General features: G+C 55.9%; 22 protein-coding genes. 10 read left to right on the forward strand and 12 right to left on the reverse strand.

Annotated features, from left to right (window positions below):
* Positions 1 to 388 precede the first annotated feature (388 nt).
* The 9 genes from ACP7D9_RS05415 to fdxA all read left to right on the forward strand — a co-directional run bounded on the left by ACP7D9_RS05415 (position 389) and on the right by fdxA (position 10872).
* Positions 389 to 2062, forward strand: a complete 1674-nt coding sequence (locus ACP7D9_RS05415; protein WP_426156056.1) for a sugar phosphate nucleotidyltransferase — start codon at positions 389 to 391, stop codon at positions 2060 to 2062.
* Positions 2059 to 2463, forward strand: coding sequence for a GtrA family protein (locus ACP7D9_RS05420; protein WP_256589735.1), 405 nt, complete (start codon positions 2059 to 2061; stop codon positions 2461 to 2463). Before ACP7D9_RS05415 ends, ACP7D9_RS05420 begins: the two co-directional genes overlap by 4 nt.
* Complete coding sequence (locus ACP7D9_RS05425) at positions 2460 to 3158, forward strand: glycosyltransferase family 2 protein (protein ID WP_101157912.1); 699 nt, start codon at positions 2460 to 2462, stop codon at positions 3156 to 3158. The genes ACP7D9_RS05420 and ACP7D9_RS05425 overlap by 4 nt, the downstream gene beginning before the upstream one ends.
* Positions 3155 to 3760 carry a phosphatidylinositol-specific phospholipase C/glycerophosphodiester phosphodiesterase family protein gene (locus tag ACP7D9_RS05430; protein WP_426156058.1) on the forward strand — a complete coding sequence of 202 codons (606 nt, stop codon included), beginning with the start codon at positions 3155 to 3157 and terminating at the stop codon, positions 3758 to 3760. The genes ACP7D9_RS05425 and ACP7D9_RS05430 overlap by 4 nt, the downstream gene beginning before the upstream one ends.
* Entirely contained in the window at positions 3733 to 5811 is a 2079-nt protein-coding gene (locus ACP7D9_RS05435; protein ID WP_426156060.1) for a hypothetical protein, read from the forward strand. Before ACP7D9_RS05430 ends, ACP7D9_RS05435 begins: the two co-directional genes overlap by 28 nt.
* Positions 5811 to 6569 carry an HAD family hydrolase gene (locus tag ACP7D9_RS05440; protein ID WP_218239543.1) on the forward strand — a complete coding sequence of 253 codons (759 nt, stop codon included), beginning with the start codon at positions 5811 to 5813 and terminating at the stop codon, positions 6567 to 6569. Before ACP7D9_RS05435 ends, ACP7D9_RS05440 begins: the two co-directional genes overlap by 1 nt.
* Positions 6556 to 7566 (forward strand): class II aldolase/adducin family protein, encoded by a 1011-nt coding sequence (locus tag ACP7D9_RS05445; RefSeq protein ID WP_426156062.1) that lies wholly within the window; start codon positions 6556 to 6558, stop codon positions 7564 to 7566. The genes ACP7D9_RS05440 and ACP7D9_RS05445 overlap by 14 nt, the downstream gene beginning before the upstream one ends.
* Positions 7567 to 7802: 236 nt before the next feature.
* Positions 7803 to 10385, forward strand: a complete 2583-nt coding sequence (gene mutS / locus ACP7D9_RS05450) for a DNA mismatch repair protein MutS (RefSeq protein WP_426156064.1) — start codon at positions 7803 to 7805, stop codon at positions 10383 to 10385.
* Positions 10386 to 10548: 163 nt separating this feature from the next.
* Complete coding sequence (fdxA, locus tag ACP7D9_RS05455; RefSeq protein ID WP_101157903.1) at positions 10549 to 10872, forward strand: ferredoxin FdxA; 324 nt, start codon at positions 10549 to 10551, stop codon at positions 10870 to 10872.
* 529 nt (positions 10873 to 11401) lie between these two features.
* On the opposite strand, the gene rpoS is transcribed toward fdxA, so the two are convergent.
* The 8 genes from rpoS to ACP7D9_RS05495 form a co-directional block, all read right to left on the reverse strand.
* Positions 11402 to 12409, reverse strand: a complete 1008-nt coding sequence (gene rpoS / locus ACP7D9_RS05460; protein WP_016771451.1) for an RNA polymerase sigma factor RpoS — start codon at positions 12407 to 12409, stop codon at positions 11402 to 11404.
* 106 nt (positions 12410 to 12515) lie between these two features.
* Entirely contained in the window at positions 12516 to 13385 is an 870-nt protein-coding gene (locus ACP7D9_RS05465) for a peptidoglycan DD-metalloendopeptidase family protein (RefSeq protein WP_426156067.1), read from the reverse strand.
* Positions 13386 to 13596: 211 nt separating this feature from the next.
* Positions 13597 to 14232 carry a protein-L-isoaspartate(D-aspartate) O-methyltransferase gene (locus tag ACP7D9_RS05470; RefSeq protein ID WP_160768345.1) on the reverse strand — a complete coding sequence of 212 codons (636 nt, stop codon included), beginning with the start codon at positions 14230 to 14232 and terminating at the stop codon, positions 13597 to 13599.
* 38 nt (positions 14233 to 14270) lie between these two features.
* Positions 14271 to 15020: a 5'/3'-nucleotidase SurE gene (gene surE / locus ACP7D9_RS05475; protein ID WP_024011837.1), complete on the reverse strand. Its 750-nt coding sequence runs from the start codon at positions 15018 to 15020 to the stop codon at positions 14271 to 14273.
* Positions 15008 to 16066 (reverse strand): tRNA pseudouridine(13) synthase TruD, encoded by a 1059-nt coding sequence (gene truD / locus ACP7D9_RS05480; RefSeq protein ID WP_426156069.1) that lies wholly within the window; start codon positions 16064 to 16066, stop codon positions 15008 to 15010. The genes surE and truD overlap by 13 nt, the downstream gene beginning before the upstream one ends.
* Positions 16063 to 16536, reverse strand: coding sequence for a 2-C-methyl-D-erythritol 2,4-cyclodiphosphate synthase (gene ispF, locus ACP7D9_RS05485; RefSeq protein ID WP_101157895.1), 474 nt, complete (start codon positions 16534 to 16536; stop codon positions 16063 to 16065). Before ispF ends, truD begins: the two co-directional genes overlap by 4 nt.
* A gap of 54 nt (positions 16537 to 16590) precedes the next feature.
* Positions 16591 to 17436 (reverse strand): S-formylglutathione hydrolase, encoded by an 846-nt coding sequence (gene fghA / locus ACP7D9_RS05490; RefSeq protein WP_101157893.1) that lies wholly within the window; start codon positions 17434 to 17436, stop codon positions 16591 to 16593.
* A 96-nt stretch (positions 17437 to 17532) separates the two neighbouring features.
* Positions 17533 to 18645: an S-(hydroxymethyl)glutathione dehydrogenase/class III alcohol dehydrogenase gene (locus ACP7D9_RS05495; RefSeq protein WP_426156072.1), complete on the reverse strand. Its 1113-nt coding sequence runs from the start codon at positions 18643 to 18645 to the stop codon at positions 17533 to 17535.
* A gap of 115 nt (positions 18646 to 18760) precedes the next feature.
* Here ACP7D9_RS05495 and ACP7D9_RS05500 point away from each other — a divergent pair, with 115 nt between their 5' ends.
* Positions 18761 to 19657 carry a LysR substrate-binding domain-containing protein gene (locus ACP7D9_RS05500; protein ID WP_397480229.1) on the forward strand — a complete coding sequence of 299 codons (897 nt, stop codon included), beginning with the start codon at positions 18761 to 18763 and terminating at the stop codon, positions 19655 to 19657.
* Between the two features lie 87 nt (positions 19658 to 19744).
* Here ACP7D9_RS05500 and ispD read toward each other — a convergent pair whose 3' ends face one another.
* The 4 genes from ispD to kdsA all read right to left on the reverse strand — a co-directional run bounded on the left by ispD (position 19745) and on the right by kdsA (position 23187).
* The gene (gene ispD, locus ACP7D9_RS05505; protein ID WP_101157887.1) at positions 19745 to 20452 is read right to left on the reverse strand and encodes a 2-C-methyl-D-erythritol 4-phosphate cytidylyltransferase; all 708 of its coding nucleotides are present in this window, start codon (positions 20450 to 20452) and stop codon (positions 19745 to 19747) included.
* The gene (ftsB, locus tag ACP7D9_RS05510; protein ID WP_007964293.1) at positions 20449 to 20727 is read right to left on the reverse strand and encodes a cell division protein FtsB; all 279 of its coding nucleotides are present in this window, start codon (positions 20725 to 20727) and stop codon (positions 20449 to 20451) included. Before ftsB ends, ispD begins: the two co-directional genes overlap by 4 nt.
* 169 nt (positions 20728 to 20896) lie before the next feature.
* Positions 20897 to 22186: a phosphopyruvate hydratase gene (gene eno, locus ACP7D9_RS05515; RefSeq protein ID WP_426156075.1), complete on the reverse strand. Its 1290-nt coding sequence runs from the start codon at positions 22184 to 22186 to the stop codon at positions 20897 to 20899.
* A 155-nt stretch (positions 22187 to 22341) separates the two neighbouring features.
* Positions 22342 to 23187 (reverse strand): 3-deoxy-8-phosphooctulonate synthase, encoded by an 846-nt coding sequence (kdsA, locus tag ACP7D9_RS05520; protein WP_007954807.1) that lies wholly within the window; start codon positions 23185 to 23187, stop codon positions 22342 to 22344.

Consider the following 23187-nt stretch of genomic DNA (forward strand, 5'->3'; position numbering starts at 1 on the left):
TCCACCGCCCCCCCTTTTCTGGGGCAGCAGATCAAGGCGCTCATCCCCCCTGCGATGCGCGGGATGATACCTGCCAACCCTGCTTGTGGCTAACACAAGTCGAAGCAATTTGCTGAAGCAAACCAGGAGTAATCGGGCTCTGGCTTTGCATTAATGGATGCCAAAATCTGATCTACGGCAAATGAATTGCTCCTGTCACCGGATTTCCACAACCACGAGTCGAAGCCGGACCTCAGTTCATCGCTAGCTCGTCCCGCGTCTGAAACGGGCAGATTTGGCTACTCACAGGCCTTCTAAAGCGCCGTTCCAAGACGTATAATCGCGACACTTCAAAGCGTGCTGCCCCCTAGTAGCTTTCGATATCAACCAAGTACATGGCGAGGACATCTTGCAAATAATCATTCCAATGTCAGGCTTTGGTGAACGGTTCCGCCGTGCCGGTTATACCGTTCCAAAACCGCTAATTGAAATAGACGGCAAGCCTATCATTGCACATGTTCTAGATATGTTCCCTGGTGAGCAGGACGTCATTTTTATTTGCAATCAGGATCATCTTGATAACTCCGACTACCGTATGGAGTCGCTCCTGAAGAATCTTTGCCCGACGGGTAAAATCATCGGCATACCTGCGCATAAACTCGGGCCTGTTTATGCTGTTCGCCAAATTGAGCACTTGATCAAACTCGACAGCCCGGTCGTGGTTAACTATTGTGACTTTACCTGTTACTGGGATTGGCCGCATTTTAAGAGCTTTGTAAAAACCACAGGCTGCGCCGGTGCAATACCTGCCTACAAAGGATTCCACCCCCACTCGCTGGGCAGCACTAATTATGCCTATATTCGAGAAACTTTAGGCGCTGTACAGGACATTCAGGAAAAACAGCCTTACACCAATAATCGAATGGATGAGTATGCTTCCAGTGGTACCTATTACTTCGACTCAGGCAAGACGATGATCGATGCGTTCCGGCAAACCATGGACCAGCAACTCAACGTCAATGGAGAATATTATGTCAGTCTGGCCTACAAGCCGTTACTGGCCGACAGCCGTTCTGTAATGGTTTATCCGCTCCAGCACTTCATGCAGTGGGGCACACCCGATGACGTCAGAGAGTATAACGGTTGGTCTACAGCATTCAGAAAGATGAACCAGCTGTCCGCCCCTCTCTCTGCCCCACCCGCCGGCGCGCTGATCATTCCAATGGCCGGTATGGGTCAACGTTTCACCAACGAAGGTTATGCGCTGACTAAACCCCTGATACCTGTTTCAGGCAAAACCATGGTCAATCAGGCAACCGACGATTTGCCTAAAGCCAAACATCATGCATTCGTCATTCGCCAAGACATGCCGGGATATGCCGAAACCGCGGAGCAACTTGAAGGTTTGTATCCTGGCACGGTAATCAAGACAATTCCGAACGTTACACAGGGGCAGGCCTGCACAGCGTTACTCGGTCTTGATGCACTTGAGAGCGCCATTGGGCATATTGACGGTCCTATTACTTTCGGCGCCTGTGATAACGGTGCTCTTTATGATGAACAGGCGTTTCGAACCCTGATCGACAATCCTGAAGTGGACGTAATTGTCTGGGGCGTGAGAGGCCATGCAAATGCGATCCGTCAGCCACAAATGTACGGCTGGATCGACTCGGAGAATGGCCGCATTCTTCGTGTTTCGGTGAAGACACCACTGGCGTCTCCAGAAACAGACCCGATCATCCTCGGAACATTCACTTTCCGACGTGCAGAAGACTTCCGTTTGGCAATCTCTAATTTGATTCAGAGAGATGGTCGTATCAACGGCGAGTTTTATATTGACTCTGTTATCAATGACGCAATTGAAACAGGCCTGCGTTGCGAGCTGTTTGAGGTAGATAGCTTTCTATCGTGGGGCACCCCGAACGATCTGCGCACGTTTGAATATTGGCAATCCTGCTTTCACAAATGGCCAAGCCACCCTTATCGATTGCAGAACGACGCACGAATTCCACCGCAAGCCGTTGTAGAGCTGGAATCGCGTTACCAAGCGATACTACCCGAACTCCCTGGCTCAAACGTATGATCCTCCGCGAGCTTAAGGTTTTTTTAATCGTTGGAATCTTGACCGTTCTCATCGATTTCCTGACCTACCGCGCCATTATCTGGACCGCGCGACTGGATATCGACATGGCCAAAGCAGCTGGTTTTCTGGCAGGTACCTTATTCGCCTACGTTGCAAACAGGAGATGGACGTTTGATCAAAGGGAACATGCGCCCGGGAGCGCATGGCGCTTTATACCGCTTTACGCGATCACTTTGGGCGCCAACGTCTGGGTAAACTCGATGTGCCTGAGTCTGCTCCACTCCTTGCCCGGTTCAATCCAGATGTCGTTTCTGGTCGCCACGGCAATGTCCGCCGCGCTCAACTTTCTGGGAATGAAGCTCTATGTGTTCAAAGCGCACACTACTAAGGAGAGGTCATGAAGTTCTCGCTCGTCATTCCCTGCTATAACGAGTCGGCCAGTTTGCCGTTATTGCTTGAACGCTGCAAAGGCCTGGTTGCGCAAAAGGGCGTAGAGGTCATTTTGGTCGATAACGGATCGACCGATAGCACACCGCAAGTACTGGAAAGCCTGCTACCTGCTTACCCAGGTTGCAGAAGCGTGCGAGTCGACGTTAACCATGGATATGGCCACGGCATTCTCTGTGGTTTGCGTGCGGCCGAAGGCGACGTTCTCGGATGGACGCACGCAGATCTACAAACCGATCCAATGGACGCACTGCGTGGGCTAGCTATCTTTGATCAGTATGGACCGGAAATTTTCGTCAAGGGTCGTCGCTTTGGTCGCCCCTTAGCGGACGTCGCGTTCACGTTTGGCATGAGCGTCTTCGAAACCATTCTGCTGGGTAAACCCATGTGGGATATCAACGCTCAACCCACCATGTTTTCGAGAGACTTCTTTGCGCGTTGGGAGTCAGCTCCTGCGGATTTTGCACTGGATTTATATGCCTACCATCTGGCACAGGCCGAAGGACTGAAAATTCATCGATTTGCGGTTCGCTTTGGTGAGCGCCACCATGGTGTATCCCACTGGAACGTCAACTGGGCTGCTAAAAGAAAGTTTATCCGCAGAACTATCGATTTCAGCTTGCAACTTAAAAAGAGTCTAAGGAAATGAAGCTCATCTCGCATCGGCGTAATACTCGCCAAGAACTCAATGCCACTGATGGAAAATACGGTATTGAAGTCGACATCCGCAGCTTCGGAAATGAACTGATCATCCATCACGACCCCTATACAAAGGGTGAGTCATTCGAGGAGTGGGTTAATGACTATCGTCACGGTACGCTGATTCTGAACGTGAAGGAAGAAGGGCTGGAGGCGCGCCTGATTGCGCTGATGAAAGAAAAGGCAATTGAGGATTACTTCTTTCTGGATCAGTCATTTCCGTTCCTGATCAAGTGGTCCAAAGCAGGTGAACGCCGATGTGCTGTGCGTGTATCAGAGTTTGAGTCCATTGAAACAGCTCTGACACTTGCCGGAAAAATCGAATGGGTATGGGTCGACTGCTTTTCCCGCTTTCCGCTCAGTAATGAAGACGCCACGCGCTTGCAGAATGCTGGCTTTAAGCTGTGCCTGGTATCTCCAGAATTGCAAGGCCGGGATGCAGAGTCGGAAATCCCGTTACTGATGAACATGCTGAGTGAACGGAACATTGTTGCGGAAGCTGTCTGCACCAAAAGACCTGATTTGTGGGAAAAATTGGCGACGAAGGCATGAAATCAAAGCTATTTATCCACCCGCTCTTCCTGATCGGTCTGGCACTGCGCATTCTGCTCATACTGTGTATCGCTCCCGCGTCAATGACAAATTGGTATGTGCCCTTTCTGGATACCAGCGTTAGTACATTGACAATTGACCCGTGGGCTACGTGGCTTGAACAAGGTGGAGATATCGCTGCGTTTCCCTATGGTTACGTTATGTGGACAGCCTTCACGCCTTTGATAGCGCTATGCAAGCTCCTTTCAATACCGCTTTCTGTGGGTTATGGCCTGACTTTGTTTGGCACCGACCTGCTATTATTGATCGTTTTGCAAAAACTGATCCCAAATCGCGATCGCTTGCTGCTGGCAGTCTATTGGTTGTCGCCCATAGTGATTGTGGGCAGCTATGTACTGGGCTTTAACGACTTGATTCCAGTGCTTCTTCTTGCTGGCTCACTCTACTTTATCAAACGTGCCCGATTGGTTATCGCGGGACTAATATTTGTCTGTGCGGTATCAGCGAAACTCAGCATGGTGCTAGCCCTGCCTTTTTTCCTGGTTTACTTGCAACACAACCGACCACTACGTCAGTTTTTACCGCGTTTTCTAATCGCCCTTGCGGTGGGTGCCTTTGTCACGATATTGCCATTCCTTCTGTTCAGTTCCGGTTTGAGCATGCTTTACAACAACCCGGAAATTCAAAAGGTCTACAAGCTAACTATCAGCATCAACGAAAATAACCTCCTGTACATCGTACCGCTTGCATACTTATTGATGATTTATGCAACATGGAGAATTAAACGGCCTAACTTTGAACTCTTTCACTCAACACTAGGCGTCGTTTTTTTACTTGTGGTGCTCATGACACCTGCGTCACCTGGCTGGTTTATCTGGGTCATTCCTTCTCTGGTAGCTTACCAGGCAGCCAGTGACCGGATTGCTATTGTGATTACCGGAGTTTTCTCGCTGCTCTACGTCGCGAGCTCGGCGCTGATCATCTCTGATCTCGGTGTAGCCGCTCAGCAAGCGACCTGGTTACCGCAAGTCGTCAGCCAGTGGTTGCTAAACGGCAAGTTGTCTTCTCTGATTCATACAGCCATGGTTGCGACGGGCATTATTCTGACCCTTCGTATATGGCGTGAATCTGTCAGTCGCAACGATTATTTCAGACTGAGTCGAAAGCCTTTCGTCATTGGTGTGGCTGGAGATTCAGGGGCAGGCAAAGATACCTTTTCAGACGCCATCAAAGGTCTGTTCGGGGGCCACTCGGTAGCGACGCTATCTGGCGACGACTACCATCTATGGGATCGTCAGAAACCAATGTGGCAAGTGATGACCCACTTGAACCCGATGGCCAACGACCTCGAAGGTTTCGCCAATGATCTGGTATCGCTGACGGACTCAAAACCCATCCACTCTCGTCACTATGACCACCATACGGGTCGCATGAGCCGTCCCTTCGTCATCAACAGCAATGACTTCATCATTGCAAGTGGCTTGCACGCTCTGTACTTACCGATCTTGCGCGAATGCTACAACTTGAGTGTTTACTTGGATATCGATGAGGATTTGAGGCGCCATTTCAAGCTTCAACGTGATGTACACCAACGCGGACATACGGAAGAAAAGGTGCTCTCGTCTTTCGCTCGCAGAGAACCCGATTCCGCGCGTTTTATACGCCCTCAGGCGGCACATGCAGATCTCGTATTGTCCTTGCAACCGATACACCCGCGTATTCTCGATGGGGCAAACATAGAACGTCTTCTGCACTTCAAGATTGTGGCCCGTTCGTGCAATGGCTTGAACGAGATGTCCCTGGTCCGGGTGCTGGTCGGGGTTTGTGGGCTGCATGTCGATATGTCGACCAATGACGATGCGACTCAAGTAGAGCTGACTATCGAAGGCGAAACCTCTGCTCAGGATATTGAGATGGCAGCGAGGATGATCTGTCCAAGGATCTTCGAGTTTCTGGATCTGGCGCCCCAATGGCAGGATGGCGTAATGGGGCTGATGCAATTGATCACCCTCTCTCACATCAATCAAGCACTCACGAAACGGTTTATATAGTGAAAATTTTTACACCTGAGCGGTTTGACCGGCTTCCCGACGCTATTTTGTTCGACACCGACAATACTCTTTATCCCTATGATCCTGCACATGCGGCTGCGCAGCAGGCGATTCGGGATAAAGTCGTCAACACTTTCTCTATCAAACCGGAAGTTTTCGACGCCGCTTTCAAGGAGGCTCGTCAACAGGTGAAGACCCGGCTCAAACACACTGCTTCATCTCATAGTCGCCTGTTGTACCTTCAACGTATGCTGGAAATCATGGGACTGGGCTCACAAGTCCTTCTGGCGCTCGATTTTGAACAGACGTATTGGCGTACCTTTCTCAGCAATGCGGTTCTATTCGACGAGGTCAAAGACCTTCTTGACGACCTGAGACTGATGGGAATACCCACTGCGATCGTCACAGATCTGACGGCCCAGATTCAGTTTCGCAAGGTAGTCTACTTCGGGCTTGATCATTATTTTGATTACATCGTGACCAGCGAAGAGGCAGGTTACGACAAGCCTCATCCGGCACCATTCGAGATTGCCCTGGAGAAAATGCGTCCAAAAGGCAATTGCATCTGGATGATTGGCGACAACCCAATCAATGACATCCGAGGTGGCCGCGAGCAGATCAACGCGGTCACATTGCAAAAGATTCATACCGGGACCCCAATGGGTACTGGCGAGAACTCTCCGGACGCCGCATTCACTGATTTCAAAGAGCTACGTCGCCTGATCTCAAAATTGAGGGACAAACATGAACATGCATGAGTCCGTGCGAAAATTCTGCGCAATGATCGGTGAGAATCCGCTACTGGTTCAAGGCGCTGGAGGAAACGTCTCTTGGAAAGAAGACGCTACTTTATGGATTAAAGCGTCGGGCACCTGGTTGGCTGAGGCGATGACAGACGAAATTTTCGTTCAGGTTGAGCTCAAGAACCTCACTCAAGAACTGCAAAACAAAAACTATAGCATCACGCCTCAAGTGATCGAGCCCGGTTCATTGAAGCCTTCGATTGAAACTTTGCTTCACGCATTAATGCCACACCCGGTAGTCGTTCACCTACACGCGGTGGAAGTGCTTGCTCATTTAGTGCGTGAAACATTCGAGCTTTCCGCCTATCCAGATCTCGACACCACATTGAATGCAAGGGTAGTGAACTATTTAAAACCAGGGGTCGATCTCGCGAAAGGCGTTGCTGATCAACTTGAAAACTCGGATCAAACCCGTGTCATTTTTTTAAAGAGTCACGGCGTCATCCTCGGGGGCGAGAGCATAGAGGAAATAGATAAACTATTGAATTATTTGACGAAATTCTTCAGGACTCAACCAGCACACTTTGCCCCCTTGGAAGTACCCTTGCCTATAAGCCTAGTGTGCGGCGCAACATACAATCCTGTGTCGGACATCAGACTTCATGAGCTTTCATTAAACCCGGAGCACATCACTCGTATCAAAGAGAGCTGGGCTCTCTATCCTGACCATGTGGTGTTCATGGGCGCCCAAGCCCATATATTTGAGAGCCGTGAGGACGCTGAACGCCAGCTATCGGCATACGAAGAGCTCCCCGACGTTATTTTCATTAAAGGCGCAGGAACCTTTACAAGTGAAAAAATAAGCAAGGCAAAGAGTGCTCAACTTACTTGCTATTACGACGTCATAAAAAGACAGCCCACTGATACAGTGCTCTCAACACTGAGAGAGTCCGAAATTGCCGAACTTCTCAATTGGGATGCCGAGAAGCTCAGAATTCAACTCTCAAAATAGTCATAATCGCGTAAGCGCTCGATGGACAGTCCTTTCGCATGCGCTTCTGCTCGAGCCTCACCCTCCATGGTAACCTTGCACTAATTAGCAAAACTATGGGCGAGAGTTTCATCTCCGGACAGTGAATAGATCGGCCTGCGTTCGCAGCACCAAGCCGCATAGGCTCCGCGATCAAATCGCTTATCTAGACGCTCTCTTTTCGCCACACACTTTTAAAGAAAAGCGCTAAGCCATTGATGAATAAAGCAACTTCCGACCTGTCCTCCCACACCCCAATGATGCAGCAATACTGGCGCCTGAAGAATCAGCACCCGGATCAGTTGATGTTCTACCGCATGGGCGATTTCTACGAGATCTTCTACGAAGACGCAAAGAAAGCCGCCAAATTGCTGGACATCACCCTGACCGCGCGCGGGCAGTCGGCGGGTCAGGCGATTCCGATGTGTGGGATTCCTTACCACGCCGCGGAAGGTTATCTGGCGAAACTGGTCAAGCTCGGCGAGTCGGTGGTGATCTGTGAACAGGTCGGTGACCCGGCCACCAGCAAAGGCCCGGTCGAACGCCAGGTCGTGCGTATCATCACCCCGGGAACGGTCAGTGATGAGGCGCTGCTCGATGAGCGTCGCGATAATTTGATCGCAGCCGTATTGGGCGACGAGCGTCTGTTTGGTCTGGCGGTGCTGGACATCACCAGCGGCAATTTCACCGTGCTCGAAATCAAAGGCTGGGAAAACCTGCTGGCCGAGCTGGAGCGGGTGAATCCGGTAGAGTTGCTGATCCCGGATGACTGGCCAAAAGACCTGCCGGCGGAAAAACGCCGTGGCGTACGTCGGCGTGCGCCGTGGGATTTCGAGCGTGATTCGGCGCTGAAAAGTCTCTGCCAGCAGTTTTCCACTCAAGACCTGAAAGGCTTCGGCTGCGAGAACCTGACCCTGGCCATCGGCGCTGCCGGCTGCCTGTTGGCCTACGCCAAGGAAACCCAGCGCACCGCCCTGCCCCACTTGCGTAGCCTGCGTCACGAACGCCTCGATGACACCGTGGTGCTGGACGGTGCCAGCCGGCGCAATCTGGAACTCGACACCAACCTGGCCGGCGGCCGCGACAACACCCTGCAATCGGTCGTTGATCGCTGCCAGACCGCCATGGGCAGCCGTTTGCTCACTCGTTGGCTGAACCGGCCACTGCGCGATCTCACCGTACTGCTGGCCCGCCAAACCTCGATTCGTTGCCTGCTCGACGGTTACCGCTTCGAAAAGCTGCAACCGCAGCTCAAGGAAATCGGTGACATCGAGCGGATCCTGGCGCGGATCGGTCTGCGCAACGCGCGGCCGCGTGACCTTGCGCGTCTGCGCGATGCACTCGGCGCACTGCCTGAACTGCAAGTGGCGATGACCGATCTGGAAGCGCCGCACTTGCAGCATCTGGCGGCTACCACCAGCACTTACCCGGAACTGGCGGCGCTGCTGGCAAAAGCCATTATCGATAACCCGCCTGCAGTGATCCGTGACGGCGGCGTGCTGAAAACCGGTTACGACAGCGAGCTTGATGAACTGCAATCACTGAGCGAAAACGCCGGACAGTTCCTCATCGATCTGGAAGCCCGCGAAAAGGCCCGCACCGGCCTGGCCAATCTGAAAGTCGGCTACAACCGCATCCACGGCTACTTCATCGAATTGCCGAGCAAGCAGGCTGAGTCGGCGCCGGCGGACTACATCCGCCGGCAGACACTGAAGGGCGCCGAGCGATTTATCACGCCGGAGTTGAAAGAGTTCGAAGATAAAGCGCTGTCGGCCAAGAGCCGCGCGCTGGCTCGGGAAAAAATGCTTTACGAGGCGCTGCTCGAGGACTTGATCAGCCAATTGCCGCCGTTGCAGGACACCGCCGGCGCGCTGGCTGAGCTCGATGTGCTGAGCAACCTCGCCGAGCGTGCGCTGAATCTTGACCTCAACTGCCCGCGTTTCGTCAGCGAGCCGTGCATGCGCATCACCCAGGGTCGTCACCCGGTGGTCGAGCAAGTGCTGACCACACCGTTCGTAGCCAACGATCTGAGCCTGGACGACAACACGCGCATGCTGGTCATCACCGGCCCGAACATGGGCGGTAAGTCTACCTACATGCGGCAAACAGCTCTGATTGTGCTCCTGGCGCATATCGGCAGCTTTGTACCGGCCGCCAGTTGCGAGCTGTCGCTGGTGGATCGGATTTTCACCCGCATCGGTTCCAGCGATGACCTCGCTGGCGGTCGTTCGACTTTCATGGTCGAGATGAGCGAAACCGCCAATATCCTGCATAACGCTACCGAGCGCAGTCTGGTGCTGATGGACGAAGTCGGACGTGGCACCAGCACTTTCGACGGTCTGTCGCTGGCGTGGGCGGCGGCTGAGCGTCTGGCCCATCTGCGCGCCTACACCCTGTTCGCCACCCATTATTTTGAACTGACCGTGCTGCCCGAAGCCGAACCTCTTGTCGCTAACGTGCACCTCAACGCTACCGAGCACAACGAACGCATCGTGTTCCTGCACCACGTTCTGCCCGGGCCTGCCAGTCAGAGCTATGGCCTGGCGGTGGCGCAACTGGCGGGCGTGCCGAGCGAAGTGATCCTGCGCGCGCGCGAGCATCTGAGCCGCCTGGAAGACACTGCCCTGCCCCACGAAGCCCCGAAACCGGCGGCCAAGGGAAAACCCTCGACACCCCAGCAAAGCGATATGTTTGCCTCGCTGCCGCATCCTGTACTGGACGAATTGGCGAAAGTGGATCTGGACGACATGACGCCACGGCGTGCGCTCGAAATGCTCTACGCACTGAAGAACCGGATATAAGCACTGAAGAAGCGGATATAACGCAAATCGCTTCAAGCTGTTAGAATCTCGCGCGGTTCGGGATGCTGCTGGCTCATAGCCTGGTCAGCAGGTATCGCTCCCGAACCTGGCGACCCCAACCGTGAAGGGGCAACGCTGCCGCCGCCTGAGGAGAAAATTAGAAATGACCTTCGTCGTCACCGACAACTGCATCAAGTGCAAGTACACCGACTGCGTAGAAGTCTGTCCGGTGGACTGCTTTTACGAAGGCCCGAACTTCCTGGTGATTCACCCGGACGAGTGCATCGACTGCGCGCTGTGTGAACCAGAATGCCCGGCTGTGGCGATCTTCTCGGAAGACGAGATCCCAAGTGGCATGGAAAACTTCATCGAGCTCAACGCCGAGCTGGCAGATATCTGGCCGAACATCACCGAGCGCAAGGATCCTCTTCCGGATTCCGCCGAGTGGGATGGCAAGCCGAACAAGATCGAACAACTCGAACGCTGATCGCTCGCGCTCGATTGAAAAGGCCCTTGCGGGCCTTTTTGCTTTTGCAGCCATCACTTTTCTGCAGGCGAAAAAAGGGGCGGTATGACCCGCCCACATTTTTTCCCTATTCCCTGTGATCCTTTTCATCGTCCTGATGAATCGCTTCCTGCGATGTCCATTCCCCTCCTCCGTGAAGGGCGTGTCTGTCCGTCGACACACTTGAGATATTAGCGGTTTTGCGCTGAGGAGCAATTGGCCCTCGGTGTGCTTGCAACCTGTCATAAAGGCATAACAATGAAAAAATACGATTAAAAATCAGAAGCTTAGCGGTTGTAGCAGATGGCGATCGCCGTCTACCGAAGTGTAAAAATAACGAACACTTACGGCACAGTAAGCGAAGGCTTACAGCGCGAGACGACAAACACAGAAATTGCCGACCGCTTGTCTGGTGCCCTGCCTGCCAGACCGAGTGCACGAGACAGGTATCAACAAAAAGCCCCGACTGATCAAATCAGCCGGGGCTTTTTGCGGGCGGTCAAAAAAGCGCTTATTGAAACAGCGACTCGCTCGACAGGCCATTCTTCTCGAGGATCTCGCGCAAACGCTTGAGGCCCTCAACCTGGATCTGCCGAACCCGCTCACGGGTCAGACCGATCTCCAGGCCTACGTCTTCCAGGGTGCTGCTCTCGTGGCCGCGCAGGCCGAAGCGGCGAATCACCACCTCACGCTGCTTGTCGGTCAGCTCCGACAGCCATTGATCGATGCTCTGAGACAGGTCGTCATCCTGCAGCAGTTCGCAAGGATCGGTGGGACGATCGTCAGTGAGCGTGTCCAGCAGGGTTTTATCCGAATCCGGACCCAGCGAGACGTCGACCGAAGATACCCGTTCATTCAGGCCGAGCATACGCTTGACCTCGCCTACCGGTTTTTCCAGCAGGTTGGCGATTTCTTCGGGTGAAGGTTCGTGATCGAGTTTTTGCGTCAGCTCCCGTGCAGCCCGAAGGTACACGTTGAGTTCCTTGACCACATGAATCGGCAACCGAATGGTCCGGGTCTGATTCATGATCGCGCGCTCGATGGTCTGACGGATCCACCAGGTCGCATAGGTCGAGAACCGGAAGCCGCGCTCGGGATCGAACTTTTCCACCGCGCGGATCAGGCCGAGGTTGCCCTCTTCGATGAGATCCAGCAGCGACAGCCCACGATTGACGTAACGCCGAGCGATCTTGACCACCAGCCGCAGGTTACTTTCGATCATGCGCTTGCGCCCGGCCGGGTCACCACTTTGCGACAAGCGCGCAAAATGAACTTCTTCTTCCGGAGAGAGCAGAGGGGAAAAGCCGATTTCGTTGAGATACAGCTGCGTGGCATCAAGTGCCCGAGTGTAGTCGATGTACTTATGTTGTTTGAGTGTGGCGGAGTGTCTGGATTTGGAACGAACGGAAGGTGGAGCAGCCCCTTCATCATTCAACATCGAATCCGAATCGATGCCGGTCTCCATAAGGAGAACCTCATCGTCGATGTCAAACTCCGGCACTTCTTTACTGAGAGCCATTGTTATAGTCCTTTGGTGAGTTCGACCCCAAGCTCAAGCGACGCCTTTATCCTTGGCAACGCTGGAGCCTGTCCCCTCTACGCGACGGAACAGGCTGGCCTTCAAATCAACGTCTTGGCAGGAACTGCAGCGGATCCACAGGTTTACCTTGGCGGCGAATCTCAAAATGCAGTTTCACCCGGTCTGTACCCGTTGACCCCATTTCGGCAATTGTCTGTCCGACCTTGACCTGCTGCCCCTCCCGAACCAACAGCCTGCGGTTATGTCCGTAAGCACTGACGTAGGTTTCGCTGTGTTTGATGATGACCAATTCGCCGTAGCCCCTTAAGCCACTCCCGGCGTATACGACCGTCCCATCAGACGCAGCTAAAACAGGCTGTCCCAAATCTCCGGCGATATCAATTCCTTTATTCAAACTACCGTTTGAAGAGAATTTTCCAATAAGAACGCCATTAGATGGCCACCCCCAGCCGGTCGGGGCCGGGCCTGCCGGAGGCAGTGGAGCGGGCGCAGGTTTGCTCGCGACGGACGGTACAACCCCTTTGGAACCGGTGGTTGTAGTGGTTGTGGTGCCATTCGCCTGGCGCCGGATTACCGTGGTTTTACTCGACGAAGATGGCGAAGAACTGGAGTTGCTCACCACCGCCGTCGGCGCTGAACCGCTACGGCCGTCGAAGCGAATTGTCTGACCCGGGTGGATCGTATACGGCGTAGGAATGTTGTTCCGCGCGGCGAGGGTTTTGTAGTCCCAGCCGTAACGAAAAGCGATCGAAAACAAAGTATCGCCAGGACGGACTACATACTGCCCGGTGGTGACGGTAGGACGTTGCGCCACCGCATTATTGCGATCAACGACGCGCACGCTGCTTGATTTGGTGCTGGAGCAACCGACCAGCAAGGTGCTCAAGACAAGGCCAGTCACCAGGCGCTGAAAGCTCGTGTTACCCATACGCTGCGCAATGACTGTGAGACTCACCCGCCGCTCCCTTTGTGGTGGCTGAAAATTCTGGATGCCGCGTTGCGGCATGAAACGTCGCAAGTATAACGGGCCGAACCGGCTTTACCTTCAATGATGCGAAATCACCGGACGCACACGTTTGCCAAGGGCAACTACGCTGCGTTTAAACCTTGGCTGCCGGTGTAAGACCGGCACCGTTGAAAGGAATTCAGCGTCTGTTTATAAATGCTCAGGCCAGTGGCCCGTTGAGCAACGGCACGAAACGCACAGCGCCCAGAACGTGTCGGGAAAAGCCATGTTCTTCGCGCACGATCAGCATCAGTTGTTGCACTTCACCGGAGCCGACCGGAATCACCATGCGCCCACCGGGAGCCAGTTGATCGAGCAATGCCTGCGGCACGTCGGTGGCAACGGCGGTGACGATGATGCCGTTGTACGGCGCGAGCGCCGGCCAGCCTTCCCAGCCATCGCCCCAACGAAACACCACGTTACGCAGGTTCAACTCGACCAGTCGCTCTTTGGCGCGGTCCTGCAGCACCTTGATGCGCTCGACGGAAAACACCCGCTCAACCAGTTGCGACAACACCGCCGTCTGGTAACCAGAGCCGGTGCCGATTTCCAGCACCTTGTCCAGCGGGCCCGCCTCCAGCAGCAGCTCGCTCATGCGCGCCACCATGTAAGGCTGGGAAATGGTCTGGTTGTTGCCGATCGGCAGCGCGGTGTCTTCGTAAGCGCGATGGGCCAGCGCCTCGTCAACAAACAGGTGACGCGGGGTGCGGCGGATCACTTCCAGCACCTTGGCGTTCGACACGCCTTCTTCATACAGACGCTGGATCAGTCGCTCACGCGTGCGCTGTGATGTCATGCCAATGCCGCTGCGCAGGCGGTCGTCATGTTCACGCATCAGCTCAGCCCTCCCAGCCAGCCATCGAGACTTCTGAACGCATCGTTGAAGGTACGATCGAGCTGCAATGGCGTGATGGACACATAGCCCTGCATGACGGCATGAAAATCAGTGCCCGGGCCGCCGTCTTCAGCGTCGCCGGCAGCGGCGATCCAATAACCGGCCTTGCCGCGCGGATCGACCACTTTCATCGGTGCCGCCGCACGGGCGCGATGGCCGAGGCGGGTCAACTGAATGCCGCGGATGTGATCGATCGGCAAATTGGGAATATTCACGTTGAGCACCGTGCGCGGTGGCAGATCGAGCCCGGCATGGGCCTCGACCAGTTTGCGCGCAAAGTAGGCCGCGGTCGGCAGGTTATCCACCTGGCGCGAGACCAAGGAAAACGCGAACGACGGACGCTCAAGAAAACGTCCTTCAAGCGCTGCCGCCACGGTCCCGGAATACAGGACGTCGTCACCGAGGTTGGCGCCCAGATTGATGCCGGAAACCACCATGTCCGCCTCGCGCTCAAGCAAGCCGTTGAGGCCCAGGTGAATGCAGTCGGTCGGTGTGCCGTTGAGGCTGATGAAGCCGTTGGCCAGGTATTGCGGGTGCAACGGACGGTCGAGCGTCAGCGAACTGCTGGCGCCGCTTTTGTCCTGTTCCGGGGCGATAACCACGCATTCGGTGTAATCCGCCAGCGCAGCATAAAGCGCGGCGAGACCGGGTGCAGTTACCCCATCGTCGTTAGAAATCAGAATACGCATGGGCTGTCCGTCTGCCCCACCGGCACCAGATCAACAAGCTCGCGCACCAGTACAGTGGCAAAGCATCCGGCCGGGAGGACGAATTCCAGTTGCAGAATGTCAGGTTGGGGATAATGCCACGTCAACCCGCCAATGGGCAGCCGCAGGATGCGACGTTCATGGCTCATGCCGGCGTGGATCAACCAGTCGCGCAGATCCGCTTCACGGGCGGCGATCGCCTGCTCCAGTGCATGGACTGCGCCAGCTGCGGGCGAGTCACCTTCGCCCCACTGCGGACCGGTCGGGTGCAGGTCGAGAATCGCCAGACGCGGATCGCTGCATTCGGCCTCACCGGCGGGGAAAAAACTGCGGCTGTCAGTGAACGCCAGCAGATCGCCAACCAGTGCGGTGTTCCAGGTGCCATTGGCGACGCGCGCCGCCAGCACCTGATTGAATAGATAACTGCGCGCCGTCGACAGCAAGCGCGAACGCACATTGCGCTGTTCCGGCAAGGCCTTGCGCGCCGCCCACGCCCGCGCGTCGACGACATTGCCGCCGTCATGGCCGAAGCGCTGGGCGCCGAAATAATTGGGAATGCCTTGTTTGGCGATCAGTTGCAGCCGCTCTTCAAGCGCATCTTTATCGCCATTGAGTTGAGTCAGGCGCAGCGTGAAACCGTTGGCCGAGTGCGCACCGCGTTGCAGCTTGCGCTTGTGGCGCGTGATCTTGAGGATCTTCAGCGTGTTGTTTTCCGCTGCCGACAGATCCGGATCGGCCTTGCCCGGCAATTGCACGCTGAACCACTGTCGGGTCAGGGCCTGACGGTCTTTCAGGCCGGCGTAGCTGACGGTGCGCAACGGCACGCCCGCCGCTTTGGCAATCCGCCGCGCCGCTTCTTCGGTATTGAGGCCGCGCTTTTCCACCCAGATCCACAGATGTTCGCCGTCACTGCTGAACGGAATATCCAGCACTTCATCGACCTGGAAATCTTCCGCGATGGCTTTCAATACCGCCGTGCCAAGGGGTTCGCCATAGGCTCGCGGGCCGAGCAATTGCAGTTCATTCATGCGCGCAGCAACAAGGCAACGGAGTGCACGGCGATGCCTTCTTCGCGACCGACAAAGCCAAGCTTTTCGGTGGTGGTAGCTTTGACGTTCACTTGATCCAACTCAACTTGAAGATCCGCCGCGATCAGCGCGCGCATCGATTCGATATGCGGCGCCATTTTCGGCGCCTGGGCAACGATGGTGTTGTCGACGTTGCCGACTTTCCAGCCGTTGGCGTGGATCAGACTGACCACATGACGCAGCAGCACGCGGCTGTCGGCGCCCTTGAATTGCGGATCGGTGTCCGGGAAGTGTTTGCCGATATCACCCAGCGCCGCCGCGCCAAGCAAGGCATCGCTCAAGGCGTGCAGCAAGACGTCACCGTCGGAATGAGCGAGCAGCCCGAAGCCGTGTGCAATCTGCACGCCGCCCAGAGTAATGAAGTCGCCTTCAGCGAAACGATGCACATCGTAGCCGTGGCCAATACGCATAAAAAAAACGCCCCGATTTTTGTCAGGGCGTGATTCTACCTGCTTTGTCGGACATTAGGCGCCTAGAGCGCGTGCGTGATGCTGCAAGTGGTCGTCAATGAAGCTTGAGATGAAGAAATAGCTGTGGTCGTAGCCCGGTTGCAGGCGCAACTGCAGCGGATGATTCGCTTGTTTTGCCGCGTGTTGCAAGGCTTCGGGTTTAAGCTGGCTGGCGAGGAAGTCGTCGCGATCGCCCTGATCGACCAGCAACGGCAACTTCTCGGCAGCATCGGCGATCAGCACACAGGCGTCCCACTCCTTCCACTTGGAACGGTCTTCGCCCAAATAATGCGAGAAAGCTTTCTGGCCCCACGGGCAATCGATCGGATGGGTGATCGGCGAAAAGGCCGACACCGATTTATAACGCCCAGGGTTGCGCAACGCGCAGACGAGAGCGCCATGACCACCCATGGAGTGACCACTGATGCTGCGTTTTTCGGAAGCGGGAAAATGCGCTTCAACCAAAGCAGGCAATTCCTTCACGACATAGTCATGCATCCGATAGTGCCGCGCCCACGGCTCCTGCGTGGCGTTCAGATAAAACCCGGCACCGAGGCCGAAATCCCAGGCTTTGTCCGCATCATCCGGGACGTCCGGGCCGCGTGGGCTGGTGTCCGGAGCGACGATGATCAAACCGAGTTCCGCCGCCATGCGCAGCGCACCGGCCTTGTGCATGAAGTTCTCGTCGGTGCACGTCAGCCCCGACAACCAGTACAACACCGGCAGCTTGCCGCCCTGCTCTGCTTGGGGCGGCAGGTACACGGCAAAGACCATGTCGCAATCCAGCACTTCGGAACGATGGCGGTAGCGCTTGTGCCAGCCACCGAAACTTTTCTGACAGGAAATGTTTTCCAGATTCAAGGGATTCTCCCCAGCGGCAAGCGGCAAGCTTCCAGCTAGAAGAAAAGGCACGTTCGCCCTTACTTGCAGCTTGAAGCTTGAAACTTGGAGCTGCTGTTAGAAATGTATGACTGTGCGGATGCTCTTGCCTTCGTGCATCAGGTCGAAGGCCTTGTTGATATCTTCCAGGCCCATGGTGTGGGTGATGAAGGTATCCAGCGGGATTTCGCCGCTCTGGGCCATGTCGACGTAGCTTGGCAATTCGCTGCGGCCACGCACGCCGCCGAACGCCGAACCGCGCCAGACGCGACCGGTGACCAGTTGGAATGGGCGAGTGGCGATTTCCTGGCCGGCGCCGGCAACACCGATGATGACCGACTCGCCCCAGCCTTTGTGGCAGCACTCAAGCGCGGCGCGCATCAGTTGCACATTGCCGATGCACTCGAAGGAGAAGTCGACGCCGCCATCGGTCATGTCGACGATCACTTCCTGAATCGGACGATCGTAGTCTTTCGGGTTCACGCAATCGGTGGCGCCCAGCTGTTTGGCGATTTCGAATTTGGCCGGGTTGATGTCGATGGCGATGATCCGCGCAGCCTTGGCTTTCACCGCACCGATCACGGCCGACAAGCCAATCCCACCGAGACCGAAGATGGCCACGGTGTCACCCGGTTTGACCTTGGCGGTGTTAATCACTGCGCCGATGCCGGTGGTGACGCCGCAGCCCAGCAGGCAAACCTTTTCCAGCGGCGCGTCTTTGGAGATCTTGGCCACGGAAATTTCCGGCAGCACGGTGTACTCCGAAAAAGTCGATGTGCCCATGTAGTGGAAGATGGTTTCGCCCTTGTAGGAAAAACGCGAAGTGCCATCCGGCATCAGGCCTTTGCCTTGAGTGGCTCGAATCGCCTGACAGAGGTTGGTCTTGCCCGACTTGCAGAACTTGCACTGGCCGCACTCCGGGGTGTACAGCGGAATGACATGATCGCCGACGGCAACCGAGGTCACGCCCTCGCCGATCGCTTCAACGACGGCGCCACCTTCATGCCCGAGGATCGACGGGAAGATGCCTTCCGGGTCTGCGCCCGACAAGGTGTAGGCGTCCGTGTGGCAAACGCCGGAAGCAACGACGCGAAGCAACACTTCACCAGCCTTGGGCATGGCCACATCGACTTCTACGATTTCCAGCGGCTTCTTGGCCTCGAAGGCAACGGCGGCACGCGACTTGATCATGCTGACTCTCCAGTGAATCCAGTGAATAAAAAAGCAGACAGACAGTGTAGTTCAGCGCCAAGTGATTAATAATCCGGGCAAATGCAAAATATTATTGCTGTGCAGGGATAATCCAATGTCCGAAAACCGTTGGGAAGGCATCGATGAATTTGTCGCGGTCGCCGAGTGCAGCCAATTCACCGCAGCGGCCGAACGCCTTGGGGTTTCTTCCTCGCACATCAGTCGACAAATCGTACGACTGGAGGAGCGCTTACAGACGCGCTTGCTCTATCGCAGTACTCGACGGGTAACATTGACCGAAGCTGGGCAAACCTTCCTGCAACATTGCCAGCGTCTGCAGGACGGTCGCGAGGAAGCCTTGCGCGCGGTAGGCGATTTGGCCAGTGAACCGAAAGGCATGCTGCGCATGACGTGTGCCGTGGCGTATGGCGAGCGCTTCATCGTGCCGCTGGTGACGCGGTTCATGGGCCTTCATCCACAGTTACGCATTGATATCGAGCTGAGTAATCGTCAACTGGATCTGGTACATGAAGGGCTGGATCTGGCGATTCGCCTTGGCCGCTTACAGGATTCGCGATTGGTCGCCACCCGGCTCGCGCCCCGAAGGATGTATCTGTGCGCGTCCCCGTCCTACCTGGAAAGGTACGGGCGCCCACACAGCTTGTCGGAATTGAGTCGGCACAATTGCCTGATCGGCAGTTCGGATATCTGGCAACTGGAGCAGAACGGCCGCGAATTTTCCCAACGCGTGCAGGGTAACTGGCGTTGCAACAGTGGACAGGCGGTGCTGGATGCGGCGCTGCAGGGGGTGGGTTTGTGTCAACTGCCGGATTATTACGTGCTTGAGCATTTGCACAGGGGCACGTTGATTTCTTTGCTGGAGGCGCATCAGCCACCGAACACGGCGGTGTGGGCGTTGTATCCGCAACAACGACATTTGTCGCCGAAGGTGCGCAAGTTGGTGGATTATTTGAAGGAGGGGTTGACTGAGCGCCCGGAATATCGGGATTGAAAAGTCAAAAGATCGCAGCCTTCGGCAGCTCTTACAGGAGATCGCATTCCCCTGCAGGAGCTGCCGAAGGCTGCGATCTTTTGGCCTTTAATGGCGGTTAGCCCAACGCTGGCGCAACCACTCCAGATCTTCCGGCCGGGTCACCTTAAGGTTGTCCGCCCGCCCTTCAATCAGACGCGGTGCCAGCCCCGCCCACTCCATTGCCGACGCTTCGTCAGTAATCACCGCATCAGCCACCAGACTGTCCGCCAACGCCCGATGCAACGCGCCGAGGCGAAACATCTGTGGGGTATAGGCCTGCCAGATAACGCTGCGATCCACCGTTTCAACCACACGACCGTTTTTATCGACGCGCTTGAGCGTATCCCGGGCGGGCACCGCCAACAGACCACCGACCGGGTCATCCGCCAGCTCGGTCAACAACTTGTCGAGATCATCGCGACTCAGATTCGGCCGCGCCGCATCGTGCACCAGCACCCAGTCCTCATCACCGGCACCCTGCGCATGCAAATGCAACAAGGCATTGAGCACCGAGCCTGAACGCTCGCCCCCGCCGTCCACCCGTTGAATGCGCGGATCGCTGACGCAAGCCAGGTTAGGCCAATAAGGATCGTCTACAGCAAGACTGACCACCAGCCCCTTGAGGCTCGGATGATCGAGGAAACAGCCGAGGCTGTGTTCGAGAATTGTGCGCCCGCCCAGTTGCAGGTATTGCTTGGGACGGTCCGCGGCCATTCGGGCACCGACGCCCGCGGCAGGAATCACGGCCCAGAAGGCCGGCAGGGAATCGATCATTGGGCCAACTGGTAAAGGGTTTCGCCGTCCTTGACCATGCCCAGTTCGTGACGAGCCCGCTCTTCAACGGTCTCCATGCCTTTTTTCAACTCGCTGACTTCAGCGTCCATCACCCGGTTGCGCTCCAGCAGGCCTTCGTTTTCGGCATGTTGATCGGCGATCTGCTGTTTCAGCTCGGCGACCTGCGCCAGACTGCCATTGCCCACCCACAGGCGGTACTGCAGACCGGCCAGCAGCAAGAGCAAAACAAGAAACAACCAGTAAGGACTGCGCATCGAATATCAGGTATCCAGTGAAAAAAGACAGCCACGCATAATGTTGCAGCATCTGATAGCACGAAGCCTGGAAAGGTCCAGGCTTGTGCTTAAGGCATCAGATTAGTGGCAAATCCATCGCTGTCACGACTTTTCCGACACAATCCGGTGTCCTTTGATCAGGTTGCGCTTAACCGCGAAACTCGGCGCGACCGTTGTACTTGGCCTTGCCGTTCAACTGCTCTTCGATACGCAGCAGTTGGTTGTACTTGGAAACACGGTCGGAGCGGCACAGCGAACCGGTCTTGATCTGGCCAGCCGAGGTGCCCACGGCCAGGTCGGCAATGGTCGAATCTTCGGTTTCGCCGGAGCGGTGCGAGATCACGGCGGTGTAGCCGGCAGCCTTGGCCATCTGAATGGCTTCCAGGGTTTCGGTCAGGGTGCCGATCTGGTTGAACTTGATCAGGATCGAGTTGGCGATCTTTTTATCGATGCCCTCTTTCAGGATCTTGGTGTTGGTCACGAACAGGTCGTCGCCTACCAGCTGAGTCTTCTCGCCGATCTTGTCGGTGAGGATTTTCCAGCCAGCCCAGTCGGACTCGTCCAGACCGTCTTCGATCGAGATGATCGGGTAACGCTCGGTCAGACCTTTGAGGTAGTCGGCGAAACCTTCAGCAGTGAACACCTGGCCTTCGCCGGACAGGTTGTAATTGCCGTCTTCGTAGAACTCGCTCGCGGCGCAGTCCAGCGCCAGCGTCACGTCGGTGCCCAGCTTGTAACCGGCGTTGGCCACGGCTTCGGAGATCACTTTCAGCGCGTCTTCGTTAGACGCCAGGTTCGGTGCGAAACCGCCTTCGTCGCCCACCGCAGTGCTCAGGCCACGGGCCTTCAGCACAGCTTTCAAGTGATGGAAAATCTCGGTGCCCATGCGCAGACCTTCCGAGAACGACTTGGCGCCAACCGGCTGCACCATGAATTCCTGGATGTCGACGTTGTTATCGGCGTGCTCGCCACCGTTGATGATGTTCATCATCGGCACCGGCATCGAGTACACACCTGGGGTGCCGTTGAGGTTGGCGATGTGTGCGTACAGCGGCAGGTCCTGATCCTGCGCAGCCGCCTTGGCCGCAGCCAGGGACACCGCGAGAATGGCGTTGGCGCCCAGGATTGCCTTGTTTTCGGTACCGTCGAGCTTGATCATCGCGTGGTCAAGGGCTTTCTGGTCGCTTGGGTCGGTGCCCAGCAGCAGATCGCGGATCGGACCATTGATGTTGGCTACCGCCTTGAGCACGCCCTTGCCCAGGTAACGGCTCTTGTCGCCATCACGCAGCTCGAGTGCTTCACGCGAGCCAGTGGATGCACCGGACGGCGCGCAGGCGCTGCCGATGATGCCGTTGTCGAGAAGCACGTCCGCTTCCACGGTGGGATTGCCACGGGAGTCGAGAACTTCACGACCTTTGATGTCGACGATTTTTGCCATTGTTGTAAACACTCCAAAGTTGACGAAAACGACGCAGCTAGAGGAAATCTTTATCGTCGGCAAGCGAGGTACAGCGGGCAGACTTGCAGACGACAGCGCTCAAGCCCGAAGGCCTGAGCGACAAATCGTGCGGTACTTTACCGGAGAATCGAGCGTTACGCGGTTTCTACCGTCGGAAAACTCTTCACCAGTTCATCCAGAGCTTTGAGCTGGGCCAGGAATGGCTCCAGTTTGTCCAGACGCAAGGCACAAGGGCCGTCGCATTTGGCGTTGTCCGGATCCGGGTGCGCTTCGAGGAACAGCCCCGCCAGCGACTGGCTCATGCCGGCCTTGGCCAGATCGGTGACCTGCGCGCGGCGACCGCCGGCGGAGTCGGAACGACCGCCGGGCATTTGCAGCGAGTGGGTCACGTCGAAGAACACCGGGTATTCGAACTGCTTCATGATGCCGAAGCCGAGCATATCGACCACGAGGTTGTTGTAGCCGAAGCTCGAACCGCGCTCGCAGAGGATCAACTGATCGTTACCGGCTTCCACGCACTTGTTCAGGATGTGTTTCATTTCCTGAGGCGCAAGGAACTGGGCTTTCTTGATGTTGATCACTGCGTTGGTCTTGGCCATCGCGACGACCAGATCGGTCTGGCGCGACAGGAAGGCCGGCAGTTGAATGATGTCGCAGACCTCAGCGACGACCGCAGCCTGATCCGGCTCGTGAACGTCGGTGATGATCGGCACGCCGAAGGCTTGCTTGATGTCCTGGAAGATGCGCATGCCCTCTTCCAGGCCAGGACCGCGATACGAAGTCACAGAAGAACGGTTGGCCTTGTCGAAGCTGGCTTTGAACACGTACGGGATACCGAGTTTTTCGGTGACCTTTACGTACTCCTCGCAAACCTGCATGGCCATGTCACGGCTTTCCAGCACGTTCATGCCGCCGAACAGGACCATGGGTTTGTCGTTGGCAATCTCGATGTCGCCGACGCGGATGATCTTCTGTGCCAT

This window comes from Pseudomonas sp. TSRC2-2, assembly GCF_049897785.1.
In the GTDB taxonomy this organism is placed as follows: domain Bacteria; phylum Pseudomonadota; class Gammaproteobacteria; order Pseudomonadales; family Pseudomonadaceae; genus Aquipseudomonas.